The 17031-nt window shown below is 69.8% G+C and carries 12 protein-coding genes; 3 read left to right on the top strand and 9 right to left on the bottom strand.

Annotated elements, in window-relative coordinates; all coding sequences use genetic code 11:
* Nucleotides 1–32 precede the first annotated feature (32 nt).
* Nucleotides 33–965, bottom strand: coding sequence for an FHA domain-containing protein (locus VT85_RS16335; RefSeq protein WP_068417475.1), 933 nt, complete (start codon nucleotides 963–965; stop codon nucleotides 33–35).
* A 430-nt stretch (nucleotides 966–1395) separates the two neighbouring features.
* On the opposite strand from VT85_RS16335, the gene VT85_RS16330 reads away from it, so the two are divergent.
* Nucleotides 1396–2391, top strand: coding sequence for a class I SAM-dependent methyltransferase (locus VT85_RS16330; RefSeq protein ID WP_156512902.1), 996 nt, complete (start codon nucleotides 1396–1398; stop codon nucleotides 2389–2391).
* A gap of 28 nt (nucleotides 2392–2419) precedes the next feature.
* Here VT85_RS16330 and VT85_RS16325 read toward each other — a convergent pair whose 3' ends face one another.
* The 4 genes from VT85_RS16325 to VT85_RS16310 all read right to left on the bottom strand — a co-directional run bounded on the left by VT85_RS16325 (nucleotide 2420) and on the right by VT85_RS16310 (nucleotide 10317).
* Nucleotides 2420–7951 (bottom strand): neutral/alkaline non-lysosomal ceramidase N-terminal domain-containing protein, encoded by a 5532-nt coding sequence (locus tag VT85_RS16325; RefSeq protein WP_197490800.1) that lies wholly within the window; start codon nucleotides 7949–7951, stop codon nucleotides 2420–2422.
* Complete coding sequence (locus VT85_RS16320) at nucleotides 7948–8397, bottom strand: hypothetical protein (protein ID WP_068417470.1); 450 nt, start codon at nucleotides 8395–8397, stop codon at nucleotides 7948–7950. The genes VT85_RS16325 and VT85_RS16320 overlap by 4 nt, the downstream gene beginning before the upstream one ends.
* A gap of 71 nt (nucleotides 8398–8468) precedes the next feature.
* Entirely contained in the window at nucleotides 8469–9482 is a 1014-nt protein-coding gene (locus VT85_RS16315; RefSeq protein WP_068417466.1) for a DUF1559 domain-containing protein, read from the bottom strand.
* A 172-nt stretch (nucleotides 9483–9654) separates the two neighbouring features.
* Nucleotides 9655–10317 (bottom strand): RNA polymerase sigma factor, encoded by a 663-nt coding sequence (locus VT85_RS16310; RefSeq protein WP_068417461.1) that lies wholly within the window; start codon nucleotides 10315–10317, stop codon nucleotides 9655–9657.
* A 141-nt stretch (nucleotides 10318–10458) separates the two neighbouring features.
* Here VT85_RS16310 and VT85_RS16305 point away from each other — a divergent pair, with 141 nt between their 5' ends.
* On the top strand, nucleotides 10459–12090 hold the full coding sequence (locus VT85_RS16305; protein ID WP_068417458.1) for a serine/threonine-protein kinase: 1632 nt from the start codon (nucleotides 10459–10461) through the stop codon (nucleotides 12088–12090).
* Between the two features lie 7 nt (nucleotides 12091–12097).
* Here the strand turns inward: VT85_RS16305 and lgt are convergent, their stop codons facing one another.
* Genes lgt through VT85_RS16285 form a run of 4 tightly spaced genes read right to left on the bottom strand, consistent with a single transcriptional unit; the run spans nucleotide 12098 to nucleotide 14671 of the window.
* Nucleotides 12098–12961 carry a prolipoprotein diacylglyceryl transferase gene (gene lgt, locus VT85_RS16300; RefSeq protein WP_068417455.1) on the bottom strand — a complete coding sequence of 288 codons (864 nt, stop codon included), beginning with the start codon at nucleotides 12959–12961 and terminating at the stop codon, nucleotides 12098–12100.
* 45 nt (nucleotides 12962–13006) lie between these two features.
* Entirely contained in the window at nucleotides 13007–13432 is a 426-nt protein-coding gene (gene panD / locus VT85_RS16295; protein ID WP_068417449.1) for an aspartate 1-decarboxylase, read from the bottom strand.
* Nucleotides 13433–13443: 11 nt separating this feature from the next.
* The gene (gene panC / locus VT85_RS16290) at nucleotides 13444–14301 is read right to left on the bottom strand and encodes a pantoate--beta-alanine ligase (RefSeq protein WP_068417445.1); all 858 of its coding nucleotides are present in this window, start codon (nucleotides 14299–14301) and stop codon (nucleotides 13444–13446) included.
* A gap of 4 nt (nucleotides 14302–14305) precedes the next feature.
* Nucleotides 14306–14671, bottom strand: coding sequence for a (2Fe-2S) ferredoxin domain-containing protein (locus tag VT85_RS16285; protein WP_068417443.1), 366 nt, complete (start codon nucleotides 14669–14671; stop codon nucleotides 14306–14308).
* A 256-nt stretch (nucleotides 14672–14927) separates the two neighbouring features.
* Here VT85_RS16285 and VT85_RS16280 point away from each other — a divergent pair, with 256 nt between their 5' ends.
* Nucleotides 14928–17027 carry a PAS domain S-box protein gene (locus VT85_RS16280; RefSeq protein ID WP_068417440.1) on the top strand — a complete coding sequence of 700 codons (2100 nt, stop codon included), beginning with the start codon at nucleotides 14928–14930 and terminating at the stop codon, nucleotides 17025–17027.
* Nucleotides 17028–17031 lie beyond the last annotated feature (4 nt).

Raw genomic sequence — 17031 nt, 5'->3', positions numbered from 1 at the left:
GCACCGGCCGGGATCGGGACGATAAGGGCGAGTTACTTGGAGGCCCTACGCTTCTCCATCAATTTCCGAAGGATCTCGGTGGCCGCGTCGCTGGTGTCCTTGAACTGCTGGTTGGCCCCGCCGGCACCGGTGGCACCGCCGGACGTGGCCTTCGAGGCCTGTTGCTGGGCCTTCTTGGCGGCGTAGAAGGGATTCGACTCGTCGACGAATTCCTCGACCGCCTCGGACTCGGCGTCTTCCTCGCCAGCCTCTTCTTCCTCATCCTCCTCCTCGTCGAGGGTATCCATGAGGACTTCTTCTTCTTCCTCCTCGACTTCCTCCGCTTCCTCTTCTTCCTCTTCGGGAGACTCCTCGAGGGGGATCGGTGCAGGCTTGGCTGGGGCGGATGCGGCCTCCGCAGCGTCCTTGAACGCGGCGATGGTGATCGTATCCCCGCCGTAGACGGTGGTGGGGACGTCGGGGTTGCTCGCGGTGGCCTCGCCGACCAGCCAGGCGTCGATCTCTTCGTTGAGAACCTCTTCGGGAGCCGACTTCGCGGACTTGCCGGGTGTCTTGGCCGCCGGGGCGGGAGTGGGAGCAGGGGCCTGGGCTGCAGCCGGGGAGGTTTCCTGAGCCGCGGGGCTCGCCTTGGGGGCAGCCGGCTTGGCCTCGGCGACGGCGGCCGGGGCGTCCTGGATCGAAACGGCGAAGGTCAACGGGCCGACCTGGACGAGGTCGCGGTCCTTCAGGGGGCAGGGGCCCGCCGTCAAGGCCTTGCCATTGACGAGCGTGCCGTTGCGACTCCCGAGATCCGCGACGGCGACCACGCCCTGGATGATGGTGAACTCGGCGTGTTCGCGGCTGACCTGTTCGCTGTTGGGCCGGAGGTGGCAGGTCTCGCCTCGGCCGATCTTGAACTTCGAGCCGACCAGGGGTATCACCTTACCCTCAGGCTTGCCCCGGACGACGATGAGCTGAACTTTCATAGAACCGTCCCGACCTTCTCGGCCAAAAACGATTGGGGGGGCCAACGTCCACGCACGGTCGCACACCGTCAGAACCGATCATGACCAAAACCGCGTCCGAATGATACGCACGGCCGAGGCGGCCGCCGATTCGTGTCCGGGCCCGCGATATTCCCTCCGCCGATCGATCGTCACGCCGCACGACGATACCACGGACGTCCCGCTTGGAGGGCGGGCGGCCGTAAGGAGATCCTCGGATCGTCGTGGGGGAATCCACATGCCGCACGCCTGCCGGCGGATCGAGCCGCGAAGAGGTGTCGCCCGGGTCGATGGGCCGTAAGCCGGTTCGTCGACACGGTCCCGGCAACATTCTAACGGATTCTTTCGGAAGTCCAACCCCCAACGATTTCCGTCTCCCGCGGATTCCTCGCAGGACGGCCGCGATCCGGTCTTGCGGACGCAAGAGATCGAATCTCGGGTCTTCACCTCTTTTCGACCATGTGGCATGGTGGACGCCAGCGGAATCCGGATCGCGCAGCCCCCTGGCGATCGGGTAAGCTGTCCCTCCCGACTGGTCGTCCCGACCGGATTGATCCGAACGGAAGCCGACGGCGGCGCGAGAGCCTGGGACGTTTGCGGGGAGGCGATCGAGATGATCCGGCGTTGGTCGCAAGGGGACGCGGACGATCACATGGGAGAGGAGATCCTGGTGCGTACCGGCGATCGAGTCCGCCGCCATCCCTGGTGGCGCGCCCGCGCGCGATTGACCCTGGCATTGCTCGCTCGATTGGGCGTGCGCCCGCCCGCGCGCATCCTCGACGCCGGCTGCGGTTGGGGGGTTACTCTGGAGGCGCTTGAGCGGGGCGGCTACAACGCTGTCGGGCTCGACGTGTCGCCTCGCATCCTCGCGGCGCTCGACCGCCCGGACCGCACTCTGATCGAGGCCGATCTTAAGCAGCCCCTGCCGGCCGAGCCGGATCCCGGCGGATTCGACGCCGTCCTGGCGCTCGACGTCATCGAGCACCTCGACGACGATCGCGCGGCCGTCGACGCGCTCGGGAGCCTGGCTGCGCCGGGAACCGGACGGGTCGTCGTCAGCGTCCCCGCCCGTCCCGATCTCTTCTCGGAGTTCGACTCCGTCCAGGGGCATCGTCGCCGCTATCTTCCCGACCGGCTCCGGAGCGCGTTCGACGGCTCCGGGCTGGCGGTCGAGTCGATCTTCTGGTGGGGCGCCTGGATGACGCCGATCCTTCGACGACGGGTGGGTCGCAAGGAGGCAGGGGCCGAGGACTCGCCGGCCGAGGTCTATCTGCGTCACCTGCGGCTTCCCCCGTGGCCCGGGCCGCAGGCGCTCGATCTCGCGTACGCGCTGGAACACCCCTGGGCCTTGCGGGGGAAGCTCCGTACTGGGACTTCGTTGTTCGCCGTCGCGAGGCGGACCGGCTGAGACCGGTCTCGCCTCGCGACGCGCTGCGTTACTTGGCCTTCGAAGGCGAAGCGTCCAGGAGACGCTTCGCCCGATCGGCCGATCGGCTTCGCGAGGGATCGACGAGGGCCTTCCGAACGTCTTCGCTGAGGGCGTCGGCGCCGACCCGGCCGGCTTCCAGCGCATCGATGACGGCCTCGATTCGATCGCCGTCGCGGATCAGGGCCTGCATCGCGAACTCGCGGTTCCCGGGCGTCAGCCGGCCGAGGGCCTCCAGGAGCGGGGCGACGATCCGGGGAGACGGGATGTCGGCCAGGGCGCACACCGCCCCCTGGTGCAACTCGGGGTCGACCCCTTCGGCCAGATAGCGGACCAGATGGTCCCCGTGCTCGTCCCAGCCCTCGACGCCGAGCATGCGGAGCGCGTCGTATCGCGTCCCCTTGCGCACGGCGTCCTCGTCCGCCATCTGGACCGCCAGCGCGATCGAGCGGTCCCATCGCGCCTTCAGGGCCGGCTCGTCACGGAGGATCGCGTCGAACCGAGGGCCGGGGAGCGGCCCGGCCTGGCTGACGCCGTTGATGAGTCCGCCCCCCAGGACCACCGAGCGCCAGTCGGTGAGCTTGGCGGCGGCCTCGGCCGGGAGGGAGACGTCGAGGATCTTGCGAAGCTCGGCGTCGGCGTTACGACGACCCGCGGCGATCGCCACCTGCCAGATGGCGGGGATGCGGCGATACTGCTCGGCCTCGTCCGCCTGATCGAGGCCGTCAGCCATGGCGGCGATCAGTTCGGCCGACTGGTCGGCGAACCGGGCGATCAGGGCCTCACGCTCCGGGGCGGGGGTCTTGGGATCGAGGATCGCCCGGGAGGCGTCGGCGACCGACTCCGGCTTCGGGTCGGCTGTCGGTTCCGGCTTCGCATCAGCGACGGTCTCGACGTCGCCGGCCTCGCCGGGGGTCAGGATGATCGCGCGGATGTCGGCGAGCGCGCCGTGCAACGGTCCGTCGGGGCGAAGCTCGATCCGGTGGACGGCCTTGTGGAACACCTGGTTGGCGATCGACGCCTTACGGTAAGCCCCCCAACCTCCGGTGCTGGGGACCACGCCCCGGAACGTCTGCCTCCCCAACGAAAGGGTGTAGGCGTTGCCCGCGGAGGCGTCGTCGCAGGCCCATTCCAGGGCCACGTTGAACATCGCGCCATGGTCGACCTCGAACGTCCAGGCGGCGTGGTCGGTCGCGGCGTGCCAGTAGCCGAGGTTCTGATGTTCCGACTCGAAGACGAGGCTGGGGCCGTAGATCTCGGCGTTGGCGGCGGTCAGGCGGATCACGCCCTTGGGGCCCGCCTTGACGATCTCGGGCCGGTTGCCTTCCTGCGCCTTCGGATGCGTCGAGCCTCGGGCCAGGTACGCGATGAGGTCCGCGAGGTCGGCGGGCGTGAGGTCGTTCTCCAGGCCTTCGGGCATGAGCGAGCGGCCCGAGGAGGCGATCTCCTCCAGGTCGTCGCGGAGGACGACGTCCGTCAAGCCTTCCTGGCGCTTCAGCGTGATCGCGCTTGCGGTCTCGTTGGTGATCATCCCGGAGAGGCTGCGGCCGTCCTTGAGCGCGGCGTTGTAGCTGACGTAGCGGGCGTCGACCTCGCGATTCGGGTCGAGGATGGCGGTCAGCAGGGCCTCGGGAGAGACGTCCGTGAGCGCCGCCAGGTCGGGGCCGACTTCCACGCCGGCGTCGTTGAGCTTGTGGCAGATGGCGCAGGCCCGGGTGAACACGGCCTGGCCGCGAGCCTGGTCGCCGGGCTTCGTCCTCGCTGCGTCATAGGCGGCGAGGACATCTTGCCGGGCGCCGATCTTGAGCGATCCGAATGCGGCCTCCGCCCGTTTGCGGAGCGCCTCGGAGCCGAACTGCAAGAGCCGCTCGCGGTGCTGGGCGCCGATCTGCGAGGGGGGGACGCGTCCAGCCTCCATGCCGGCGAGGAGCGCCGTCACGGACTCCTCGCGGGCGATCAAGGCGTCGAGCGCGACGGACTGGGAGGCCGGGCCGAGCCGGCCCCAGCGGGCGATGACCGCGTCGGCCGAGTCGGCGTCGCCCAGCCGCGCCAGGCCGCGAAGGGCGGCGGCCTGGACGTCGCCGGACTCGGCGGGATCGAGGCGATCGGCGATCGCGGCCCGGTCGGCGTCGCGATCGTCGGCGTTCCGGCCCAGGAGCCGCAAGGCCGCGATCCGATCGGCTTCGGGAGCTTCGGCGTCCGCGACCATCGCTCGCGCGGCGACGATCAAGGGGAGGACGGCCGGATCGGCCGCCAACTTGTCGTCATGGGAGGCGTCCAGCAGTTCCGCGACTGCGCCTAGCCGCCAGCGGGCGGGCTTTTCGGCGCCGCCCGAGGCGATCAGGGCCAGGGCCGAGGCGATCGCCTCGCGGTCTTGCGCCCCGGCGATCGTCGCGATCAGGGGCTCGACGAGCGTGGGTGAGGGACCCTCCGGCCCCGCCTGGGCGATCAGGACTTCCAGAATCGCGCGAGCGTGCGGAGTTGCGGAGCTGAGCACCGCGGCGCGGAGCCAGGGGTCGCCGCCGTCGCGGACGGCGATCTCGCCCAGGGAGCGGCCGGCTTCGGGGGCGGACCATTCGCCCAGGCTGAGCGCCACCTGATAACGCACGCGGAGGTCCGGATCGTCGGCCAGCTTCAGGACGGCGGCCCCGATCTCGGCCACGGCGGCGAGACGGGTCTCCGCGATCCTGACGGCGCGTCCGCGCACGCCCGGATGCTCGTCGGCCAGGGCGGAGACGAGGACCTCGGCGTCGAGATCGCCGAGGACGTCGAGCGCCGCCAGGGCCTGGGCGCGCACCTCGGGAACCTGGCTGGAGCGAGCCAGCCCGGCCAGGACGGGCTTGGCGGCGTGGTCCTGACGATGATCGAGGAGGCGCTGGACCGTGTCGCGCACCGTGCCGTTCGGGGTGTCGAGGGCGGCGGCGAGGTCGGACGTCGACATCGCGTCCAGGTTCGCGACCGGCCGAAGAGGGCGGCCCTCGGGGACGAGGCGATAGATGCGGCCCTTGTCGGCCCCGGCCCGGACGTCGAGCGTCGCCAGCCGTTCGGGGCTGATCCAGCGCGGGTGTTCGATGACGAAGCGGTACATGTCGACGACCCAGAGCGCGCCGTCGGGCCCGGTGCGGACCTGCACGGGGCGGAACCAGGAATCGGTCGAGGCCAGGAACTCGTGGTCCTGCTCGTCCGCCGCGCGATGGCCGCCGTACGTCACCCCTTTCGGCTCCAGGACGACCCGCCGGACGAGGTTATGGACCGACTCGCACGCGAAGCCGTCGCCGAAGTACTCCTCGCCGAGCAGCGGGTCCCGATGGATCAGCGGGCTGCTGGCGCTGGTGACGCGGTTGGCGTTGTGGGGCTCGTTGTAGCGAGTCAGCGTGCGGCTGGCCGGGAAGAGCTTGCCGGGGTCGGCGTCGCCTTGCGGGATCACCAGGGGCGCGGGGGCGGGGACGCGGGGATTGCGGCGGATGTAATGCTCCGGGAGCGGATAATGCTGAAGGAGGACGCTGTTGTTGCCGCCGAACTGGTTGCCCCAATCGTCGTGGACTCGACCCTGCTGGGTCAGCCCGGCAGCCGGCTCGAAGACGCCCAGGTCGGGCTTGAAGCGGAAATCGCGACCGCCCAGGTCGATGTCGACGCCGTTGGCCCGGCCGTGGATCCGGCCGCCGATCAGCCCGTTGGCGCCGTAGACCCAGCCGTCCGCGTCGTAGGCGAGCCCGTTCACCCGCGCCTGGTAGTTCTCGGTCGCGAAGCCTTCGTAGAGCGTCTTGCGGACGTCGGCCTTGCCGTCGCCGTCGGTGTCCTCGGCGTAGATGATCTGGGGGGCGGCGCAGATCAAGACCCCTTTGCGCCAGCAGGTGACGCCGGTCGGGAAGGGGAGATCCTCGATGAAGGTGGTGGCGGTGTCGTATCGGCCGTCATGATCGCGGTCTTCGAGGACCTTGACGACGCCGCCGGGCTTGTACTTGCCGTCCATGCCGGAAGGGTAGTCGCGCATCTCGCAGACCCAGAGCTTGCCGTCGGCGCCGAAATCGACGGTGACGGGGCTCTCGATCAGCGGCTCGGCCGCGACCAACTCCATCTTCAGGCCGGGCCTGGTCCGAAAGGTCTGAAGGGCCTCCTCCGCGGTGAGCGGAGGAGGGTTCTCGTCGTCGACCTTGGCGGCCTCGGGCTCGTCGGCCGGGGCCGGGGGCTCGAAGCCCGGGCCGACGATGCGGTGGACGGCGTCGAGGATGATCTGTTCCAGGCCCGGCTTGAACTTTGTCGGGCGGGCGTAGTAGACCATCGCGCCGCCCCCTTCGTATCCGCCTTCCTTGAGGATCCGCTCGGAGGGGATGTAGCAGGGGGCGTCGTTCGCGTACGCGGTGACCCACGTCCGCGACGCGTCGAATTCCTTCTTGATCCGGAGGACGTAGTCGACGACGACCTCGCCGGGGAGGAAGATCATCAGGAGGTCGTCGCCGAACTTCCAGGCCTGCGCGGAGTAGGGGAGCGTCTCGGGGAGCTTCTCGCCCCGATCGAGCTTGGCGAGCTGGACCGACGCGTTGTAGCCCGGCGGGCCGCCGGCGGCGATCAGCTTCTGGAGATCCTCGCGGGTCGGCAGGACGTCGTAAGGTAGCTCGAACCGTTCCAGGGAGGCGGCGGGCGGGCCGTCGACGGGCTTCCATTCGCCCTTCATCAATCGCGCGACCTCGTCGGCCAGCGTGCGGCCGTGGGTCTCGGAGTCGGCCTGATTCCGCCGGGGGTTGGGATTCGAATCCGCGCCGCAGCCGACGACGGTGAGCGCGATGCAGCCGGGATTGTCGGCCTCGATGCCCCGCTGGGCCGCCCCGGCCCAGTCGCCGTCGACCAGATTGTCCGCGGGGTCGATGGTCGTGCAGTGGCAGGCGTAGTTGGTCACGACGGCCCGGACCTTCCCGTCGGCCGAGACGGCCCGCAGGACCGGCAGACTGTGGTCGACCGGCCCGCCGGGCGTCCTCCGATTGGCCGCGAAGCCGACCTCTCCCTGCGCCCACGAGAGCGTCGCGGGCTTGCGGTCGGCCAGGGCGTCGAGGCACACGCGTTCAAGCTTGTCGATGAAATCGCGCGTGTACGCGTCGACCCGAGCTTGCTGTTCGGCGGTGATCGGCTTGCCGAAGATGTTGGGGGCCACTCCGGCCAGCATGGGCGCGTAGTGCGTGTGCGACGCCCCCAGCGCCAGCCGCTCTCGGGGCAGGCCGACCCGGCGTTCGAGCCTTGCGGCGACCTCCCCCACGATCTCTTCGGAGACGCCCAGGCTGTCGACCGAGATCAGCACGACGGGCTTCTGCTCGTCGGAGCCGATCGCCAGGGCCTTGGCGAAGATGGGGTGCGAGACGCCGTTGGATTCGGCCGAGCGGGCGAGATAACCGTGGAGCCAGATAGGCCCGGTCGGGGAGACGTCGACGCGGGCGACTCCCACGTCCACTTCCTTGGCGCGGGCGTCCCCGGCCGTCGCGGCGACTGCCGCCAGGCCGAGCAGCAGGACGGCCGAGAATCGCCGTTTCATCGTCGGGTGTTCACTCATCGAGCCTTACCTTTCAATCCCTTCGGGACGTCGACCCTCGGGAAGTCCAACGTGTAGGTGTTGGGCGCCCCCGCCTTGACCTCGGCTTCGAGGGGCCCGCCGACGACCGACTTCGAGGGCTTCGTCTTGGGCTGGAGCGAGAAGTTGTTCAGCTTGTCTTCCTCGGGGCGGTCCACGGCTTCGGTGACCGTCACCTGATACTTGCCGGGCGTCGGGCCGTCGGCCCTGGGGATCTCGAAGGCGCCTCCCTCGACGCTCCCGCCGGCCTCGGCCTCGCCGCCCGAGGGGCGGAACAGGATCGACCCCTTGGCGAGCGGCTCGCCCTCGATCGTCACTTTACCCGATACGGGCTCGCGGGGCAGGTCGTCGCCCGTCGAGTCGCAGCCCGAGGTGGCCAGGAGCAGGGACGCGGCGAGCGCGCCCGCGCGGATTCGGAAGGTCGTCATGCGCATGGGGCTCCGGAAGGCCGGCCGCCGCGGCGACGGCCGGCTCGTCATGGGGGTGGGCCGGTTCAGATTCAGAGGGCGTCGGCGCTGACGATCTCTCCGCCTTGCGTGCTGCTGATCGCCGACCACGTGGGCAGGCTGATCGAGTCCTTCACGAACTTGACGCTGCCGTCGCACATGGCGACGTTCACGCCGCCGGAATGCCGGCTCCGGGCCGCCGTGTACCAGGTGACGTCGGCCGTCGTGCAGGGCGGGTTGACGCCCCCCCTGGGCGAGTTGCACAGCCCCGGCCAGATCACGTCGGGCGTGCGGCTGTTCGGGCCGGTCCACGCGGTGTACGTCCCCAGCGGCCCGCACCAGGAGAAGCCGCGGAGGTCGAGCTGGCCCCCCTGCGTCTGGCCCACGAGCAGCTCCGAAAGCATCATCGTATTGCTCAGCCCGTCGGTGATCGCGGCGAAGCTGTAGCAGGTGTTGGGGACGCCGGACTGCTCGCGCTCGCGGTAGCCGTCGATGTCGACGAACGGCGAGCCGATGCAGGTGAACGGGGCCCCCCGGAACGGCACGCCGTCGAGCGTCCGCTGCTGCATCATGGTGTTGCCGAAGTTGACCACGTAGTTGTGCGAGGTCACCAGCCTCGTGACGCCGTTGAGCGTGATGCCGATCCCGCTCAGCGAGCCGTTGGACCCGTCGCTGGGGCACATGAAGGCCGAGATCCGCGCGGAGGTCACCGTGATGTTGCAGGCCCCGTTGTAACGCAGGTCGAAATCGACGTAGCCGGGCAGGCCCGAGTTGTTTCCCTGGTAGTTCCAGGCGTTGAACGAGCTGACCTGTTCCATGTACGGCAGCAGGCACACCATCCAGCTCCCCCAGGCGTCCCCCTTCTTGCCGGGCGACAGGGTGTTGAGGGCGGATTGGTAGTTGTGCAGCGACAGGGCGATCTGCTTGAGGTTGTTCGTGCACTGGGAGCGGCGGGCCGCCTCCCGCGCCGACTGGACCGCGGGCAGCAGCAGGGCGATCAGGACCGCGATGATCGCGATCACCACCAGCAGCTCGATCAGCGTAAACCCGGAACGACGTTGCGACATGAGCTCTCCTCTGCTTCCAGGATCGACGAATGAGACGGCATGGGGGCGACGGCGGTCTGTGGAGAGGCGAACGGCCCGGCCGCGGGGCGGGTAGGTGAGGAGACCCGCCGAGGACCGCCCCCGGGGATACTTCGCGCAGGGTGTGACAGGTGTTTTCGGGGCGGGCCGCGATTCAGCCGGCCGGGCGTCGATCTTTCGCGGAGTCGGACGGTCGGGGAGGCTCGCCCAGGACGTCCTTGAGGCGCCGGAGGACTCGCGACTTGGCCTGGCGGACGGCGGCCGGGGAAACGCCCATCTCGTCGGCGATCAGGGCCGGTGGGTGGCCGTCGACCGTGGCCCGCCAGAAGGCGAGCCAGGTCCGTTCCTCGAACTCGCCGCGCACGCCCTCCAGGGCCTCGCGGTAGAGGGCGCCGACCAGGCCTCGCTCCTCTTCGTCGGGCGGGTCGCTCACGGGCGCGGGCAGGAGGAGGGTGCGGTCGTGGAAGTCGGCGCCGCCGACGCCTCGCGAGACCTCGCGCCGCCGGAGCGTGAGGACCTTATAGCGGGCGACACCGTGCAGCCAGCCCCGAAACGAGGCCCCCTCGCGATCGCGCCGGAACGAGTCGAGGCTCGACGCGACGGCCTGGAAGACCTCCTGTGTGACGTCGTCGACGTCCTCCGGGCGGATCCCCCAGCGTCGGCACCAGTGGCGGAGCAGCGGCGTATAGAGGGCGTAAAGGCGGCTCCAGGCGTCCCCGTCGCGCGTCTTCACCCGTTCCAGGAGCGTGAGGGACGTGGCGTCCGCCTGCACGGCCGACAGGTGCGCCGCGACGCGACCGGTGGCGGGTCGTTCCATCAAGAGACGTCCTCGGCGTGGCAGGCGCGTCCGCCTTTTCCGCAAAGCCGATGCGGATGGGGCAAAGACGCTTTTCCGTGATGAGTTCGTCGCGTTACGATACGGCGGCCGACCGGCCTCGCCATCGTAGAGGAGACCACGGTGGACCCGCAAGATTATTCCGATGCGTGCCCCGACGACGAGGTCCTCCGCGCCTTCCTGCTCGGAGACCTCGACGACGCCGACATCCTCGCCGTGGGTCGCCACCAGGAGTCGTGCGTCGCGTGCGAGTCGCGGGCGCGGGCGCTCGACGCCCACACCGACCCGATCGTCGACGAGCTTCTCCGGTCCGTATGCGAGGGGCCCGCGGCGTGCCGGCCGGCGATCGAGCCGAGCGACGCCGCCGGGACGGAGCTCCCCGAACTGCCCGATTACGAGATCGAGGGCGATCCCCTCGGCGTCGGCGGGACCGGGGTCGTCTACAAGGCACGCCATCTCCGGCTGGGCCGCGTCGTCGCCTTGAAGATGATCGCCCAACGACCGGACGTGGTCGCCCGCCTGCTGGAGATGGAGGCGAGGGCGGTCGCGCTCCTCCAGCATCCCAACATCGTGCAGATCTACGACATCGGCCGTCACCGCGGCCGTCCGTTCCTGGCCCTGGAGTTCATCGAGGGGGGACCTCTCGGAGCGAGCCTCCGCGCCGAGGGCCACGACCCCCGCCATGCGGCCGAGACGATCCGCGTCGTGGCCGAGGCCGTCCATCACGCCCACCGGCAGGGCGTCGTCCATTGCGACCTCAAGCCGGGCAACATCCTCATCGCACGCGACGGAGCGCCCAAAGTCGCCGACTTCGGGATGGCCAAGTGGATCGAGACCGACGGCTTTTGGGGGGCCGAGGGGGGCTGCCGAGGGACTCCTCGATACATGGCCCCGGAGCAGGCCGGGGGCGAAGGCCCGGTCGGCCCGGCGACCGACGTCTACAGCCTGGGCGTGATCCTCTATGAGATGCTCGCCGGCAGGGTCCCCCACCATGCGGACTCGGCCGTCGAGACGGCGCGTATGGTCCGCGAGGAGTCCCCGACGCCGCCGAGGACCATCCGGCCGGCGATCCCGCGCGACCTGGAATCGATCGTCCTGAAGTGCCTGCGGAAGGCCCCCTCGGAACGCTTCCTCGACGCCGCCGCCCTGGCCGGCGACCTGGAACGCTTCCTGCGCGGAGAGCCGATCCGGGCGCGTCCGGCGGGGATCCTCGAGCGGGCGTGGCGGCTGGTCGCGCGACGGCCGGTCGCCTGGCTGGGTGCGGCCGCCCTCGCGTTGGCCGTCTGGTTCACGACGAGGCCCGCCGCCGTCCGGTCCCCGACGAGGCCCGCCGCCGCGGTGCTCGCCCCGGACGTCCAGGAGGACGGCTCGCTCCGCCTGGGGGCGGCGGCGGCGTCGGTCGCGGGGGGCTCGCTGAAGTTCGAAAATTCCTTCGGCAACCTGGGCTTCTGGCACGGTCGGGAAGACCGGGCGTCCTGGACGTTCCACGTCCGGGAGGGGGCCGAATACCGACTGCTCCTCGACTACGCCAACCGGAACGGCGAGGCGGGGAACCGCTTCGAGGTCCGCGTCGACGGCCGCCGATTCCGGGGTGAGGCCCTGGGCACGGACGGCTGGTCGGACTACCAGATGTTCGCGGTCGGCGAGTTGCGGCTCGCCCCCGGTATCCATACCCTCGAAGTGGGCCCCGAGGAGCCCCTGCGCGGGGCCCTCTTCGACCTCCGCGCGGTCGTGCTCATGCCGACCGAGCCGTAGGCGGGGCTCATGTCGCGGCGGTCAACGCAGGGGCTTCCACGACCGTCGGGATCGTGTCGGAGTAGCGACCCTTCGGTGTCCGCGAAAGCCAGAACCAGTACGCGGCCGCCCCCAGCAGCAGGCCCAGGCTGATCGTCTGCGAGATCGTCAGGCCCAGGAAGAAGATCCCCTCGTCGTTGCGAAGGTACTCGATCAGCGTCCGGGTGATCGGGTAGGTGATCATGAGGATCCCCATCACCTCGCCGTCGCGGCGGCGCAGCGGGTAGTATGCGCTCAAGAGGATGAGCAGGACGAGGGCGTCCAGGGCGGAATAGATCTGGGTGGGATGGAGCGAGAGCGAATGGAGGGCGTCGGCGGGGATCAGCCCGAGCCGAACCTCCGTCTCCCACGGGGGCGAGCCCTGGGGGAACTGGACGCCGAACGGGGAGCGGCAGACGTCGCCGAAGCAGCAGCCGTTGAGGAAGCAGCCCAGGCGGCCGAACAACGTCCCCACCGCGATCGACGGCGCGAGGAGGTCGATGTAGGGACGCACCGGGAACCGGTTGATCCAGCGATACAGGAAGAACGCCGCGACCCCGCCGAAGATGCCGCCGTAATAGACGATCCCCCCCTTCCAGAACTGGAAGACGTCCAGGACGCCGTCGATCCCGCGGCCCCAGTACTGGATGCAGTAGAACAGGCGGGCCCCGATGAGGCCGCCGGCGAACAGCCAGAAGGCCATGTCCATGACCAGATCGGCGTCGAGCTTCTCGCGACGCGCGCGACGAACGGCCAGCCAGGTCGAGGAGGCGAAGGCCAGCACGAGCATCGCGCCGTAGCCGAAGACCTTGACGCCGCCGAAGATCGGGATCGTGAACAGGACCTGTCGCATGGCCTCTCGCGTCCTCCTGCGCCGGAATGGGCTCGGGTCGGTCGGTCAGATCGTGTCGGCCCAGTGGTCCGGGCCGCCCAGGGGCGAGGCGCAGGCTTCCCCCAGGGGCGGATAATCGATCCGCTCGACGATCCGGTTCTTGGAGTCGAGCGCCACGACCCTCGGCTGGTGGGCCCCGACCTCGGCGGCGTCGAGGTGGGCGAACGCCATGACGATCACCCGATCCCCCACGGCGCCGATTCGAGCCATCGCGCCGTTGAGCTCGATGACCCCGGAGCCGCGGGCGCCGGGCAGGACGTAGGTCTCGGCCCTGGCGCCGGTGGCCACGTTGCTGACGAGGATCGCCTCATACGGCAGCAGGCCCACGGCGTCCATCAGATCGGGGTCGATCGTGAGGCTGCCGTGGTAGTACAGGTCGCTCCGGGTGACCGTCGCGAGGTGGAGCTTGCTCCTCAGCACCTTGAGCTGCATGCGTGGTCGTCTCACTCCGTCAGCCGGGCGTTGTCGATGAGGCGGGTCTGGCCGAACCGGGCCGCCAGGAGGGCGACGGCGGGCCGTCCCGGTTCGATTCGGTCGAGCGTTTCAAGGGTCTCGGCGTCGACCACTTCGGCGTAATCGAGGATCGCCGCCTGCTCGGATTCTATCCGCGATCGAAGGATCTGTCGAACCCGGTTGGCGTCGGCCTCGCCCCGGGCGACCGCCTCGCAGGCCGCCTCGAGCGCCTGCGAAAGCGCGAGCGAGCCGCGTCGCTGCGCCGGATCGAGGTAGATGTTGCGGCTGCTGATCGCCAGGTTGTCGGCCTCGCGCACCGTGGGGTGGGTGACCACTTCGACCGGGAGGTGGAGGTCCGCCGCCATCCGGCGGAGCAGGGCCTGCTGCTGATAATCCTTCTGGCCGAAGATGGCGACGTCGGGTCGGATGATTTCGAAGAGGGCCAGCACGACCGTGGCGACGCCACGGAAGTGGGTGGGCCGGATCTCGCCTTCGAAGACGTGGGAGAGCCCGGGGACCTCCACGAACGTGGCGGCCTCCACGCCTCGGGGATACATCTCGGCGACCGTCGGCTTGAAGACGAGATCGACGCCGGCGGCCTCGCAGGCCCGGAGGTCGTCCTCCAGCATCCGGGGATAGCGGTCGTAATCCTCGCCGGGGCCGAACTGGGCGGGATTCACGAAGATGGAGACGGCCGTGAAATCGGCCAGGCGGCGGCATTCCTCCATCAGCGCGACGTGGCCCCGATGGAGCGCGCCCATGGTCGGCACGAGGCCGATCCGCCGGCCCTCGGCGCGGGCCTGTTCCACGGCCTGACGGGCGGACGGGATGGTGGTCGCGACCTGCATCGAATCACCCCTTGGACGGTCCCGCCCGATGTGGACACCTGGGATTGTTCAAGCAATCATCGGGAATCTGGAGGTCGGCCAGGATCTCCCCGCCGAGGATGGTGCGCGAGACGATCCGGGGCACGTCCGCGATCGTGACGTTTCCGTACCAGACCCCGAGCGGATAAATGACCACGACCGGCCCGTGCTCGCACTGGTCGAGGCAGCCCGCGTGGTTGGCCCGGGCGAGCGGGCCGAGGCCGGCGTTCTTCAGCTCGACCTTGAAGGCGTGTTTGAGAGCCTGATGGCCCTCGGGATCGCAGCATCCCCGCTTGTGGCCGGGCTCGCGGACGTTCCCGCAGATGAACACGTGATGCGTGAATACGGGCATGGCTCGCTCATGGATCTCGCCGCGACGCGGCGATCGGGGAGGGGGCGAGGCCGGCGCGGCCCTGAGGACCGGCCTCACGACGACATCATAGCAGATCGCCCCGAACCTGTCATTCCTCCGGGGCCGGATCGGCCGAATCGTCGGGCGCGGCCGGCGTTCGATCGCAGACTCACCCGCGTTTCGATATACTGTTCCTATCGAGCCGGTGGAAGATGTCCGGCCGACCTCTTCGCAACAATTCTCGCGGGGCTCCCCAGTGGCGTCGAGCTTCGATGCGCAAAATCGCGACTCCGAGCCCGGCCGCGACGGCGGAACGTCGGCCGGATCGGGCTGCGCCGCGACGGACGAGACGCTGCTGCGGCTCCACCACCGGATGCTCGACGCCGGCCCCCAGCCCTTCGCGACGCTCGACCTCGAGCGCCGGATCAACTACTCCAATGACGCCTTCTGCGAGCTGGTCGGCTACTCGCGGGAGGAGCTGATCGGGATGCCGATCATGGACCTCACCGACCCGGCGTTCCGCGAGGCGACGGCGCGGTCGCACGAGGAGATCCTGGCGCAGGGCCGCCAGGCGCGCGTCGTCAAGCGGTATCGCCACAAGGACGGCCGCCAGGTCCCCGTCGAGCTGCTCATCGACCTGACGCGGGACGACGACGGCCGCGTCATCGGCTTCTTCGCCTTCATCACCGAGATCGGCCTGCGGATCCAGGCCGAGGAGGCGCTCGTCGAGACCGAACGCCGGGTCCGGGCGATCTTCGACGGGATCCACGACGCCGTCTTCGTCCACGACCCGGCCGGCAGGATCATGGACGCCAACCCGGCGGCCTCGCGGCTCCTGGGGTACAGCCTCGACGAACTGGCGACGATGGACGTCGCCCGGATCGACGACGCCGACTTCGCGCGCGGCTTCCGGGACCGGCTCGCCCGCGTGCTCGAGGACGGCCAGCTCACCTGCGAGGGGGTCTACCGGACCAAGTCGGGACGGTCGATCCCGGTCGAGATCACGTCGTCGACGATCCGGTTCGACGAGCAGGTGGCCGTCCTGGCGGTGATCCGCGACATCACCGACCGGATCGCCCTGGACCGCACGCGGCGGCGTTTCGTCGAGGTCCAGATGAAGTCGGCCCAGGCCCTGGAGGCGAAGAATCGCGAGCTGTCCCAGTCCGAGGAGCGGTATCGACGCCTGACCGAAGGGAGCCTGGACGCGATCGTCGCCACCGACGGCGGGGGCCGGATCCTCCTGTTCAACCCGTCCGCCGAGACCGTCTTCGGCTACGAGTCGCGCGCCGTGCTGGGCCAACCCCTGGACCTCCTCATCCCGGCGCTCGGCCGCGGCGAGGAGTCGGCCGGCGGGGGGGGGTTCGACGCCGCCTCGATCGTCAACAAGACGGTGGAAGCGTCCGGCCGCCGCCGCGACGGGACCGTGTTCCCGATCGAGATCTCGTTCGGCTCGGTGGAGGCCGACGGCCGGATCGAATACGTCGCCTCGATCCGAGACCAGACCGAGCGCCAGCGGATGCGCGCCATGCTGGCGCACACCGACAAGCTCGCCTCGATCGGCCTGCTGAGCGCGGGGGTCGCGCACGAGATCAACAATCCGCTTTCCTACGTGGCCAACAACCTCGCCGTCCTCCAGCGCGACGTGAAGGGGATGATGGAGATGCTGATCGGGGCCGAGGAAGTCGTCGCCGCGCTGGCCGACCTCCGCCCCGAGGCGTCGGCCAGGCTGGCGGCGATCTCCGAGGAGATTGACTGGCCCTACATCCGCCAGAACCTGGAGCCGATGATCGACCGCACCCTCGACGGCGTCCGCCGCGTGGCCAACATCGTCCAGAAGATGCGCGGGCTGGCGCGGACCTCGCGTCCGAAGTGGGAGCGGGCCTCGGTCGAGGAACTCATCGACAGCGCCCTGGAAATGACCCGGGGGCGCCTCAAGCGCGACCGCATCGCCGTCACGGTCTCCAACGAGGGCGTCGATTGCGTCGACTGCGTCCCCTCGGACATCTCCCAGGTCCTGCTCAACCTCATGATCAACGCCCTCCAGGCCGTCGAGGCGGCGGGCCGCGGCGATGGGGGCCGGATCGAGATCTCGGCCCGGGTCCAGGAGGACTGGGTCGAGATCGCCGTCCGCGACAACGGCGAGGGGATCGCGCAGGAGGACCTGGGCCGCCTGTTCGACCCGTTCTTCACCACCAAGCCCGTGGGCGAGGGGACCGGCCTGGGGCTGGCCATCAGCCACGGCATCGTCGTCGGCCACGGCGGCCGGATCGAGGTCGACTCCGGGCCCGGAAAGGGGAGCCTGTTTCGCGTCCTGCTCCCCCGGACCGTGCCGGAAGGCCCTCCCCAGGCGCCCTGACGGG

Source organism: Planctomyces sp. SH-PL62 (assembly GCF_001610895.1).
Taxonomy (GTDB): domain Bacteria; phylum Planctomycetota; class Planctomycetia; order Isosphaerales; family Isosphaeraceae; genus Paludisphaera.
The sequence above is the reverse complement of the archived record's forward strand: the minus strand, read 5'-3'. Positions and strand labels throughout refer to the sequence as shown.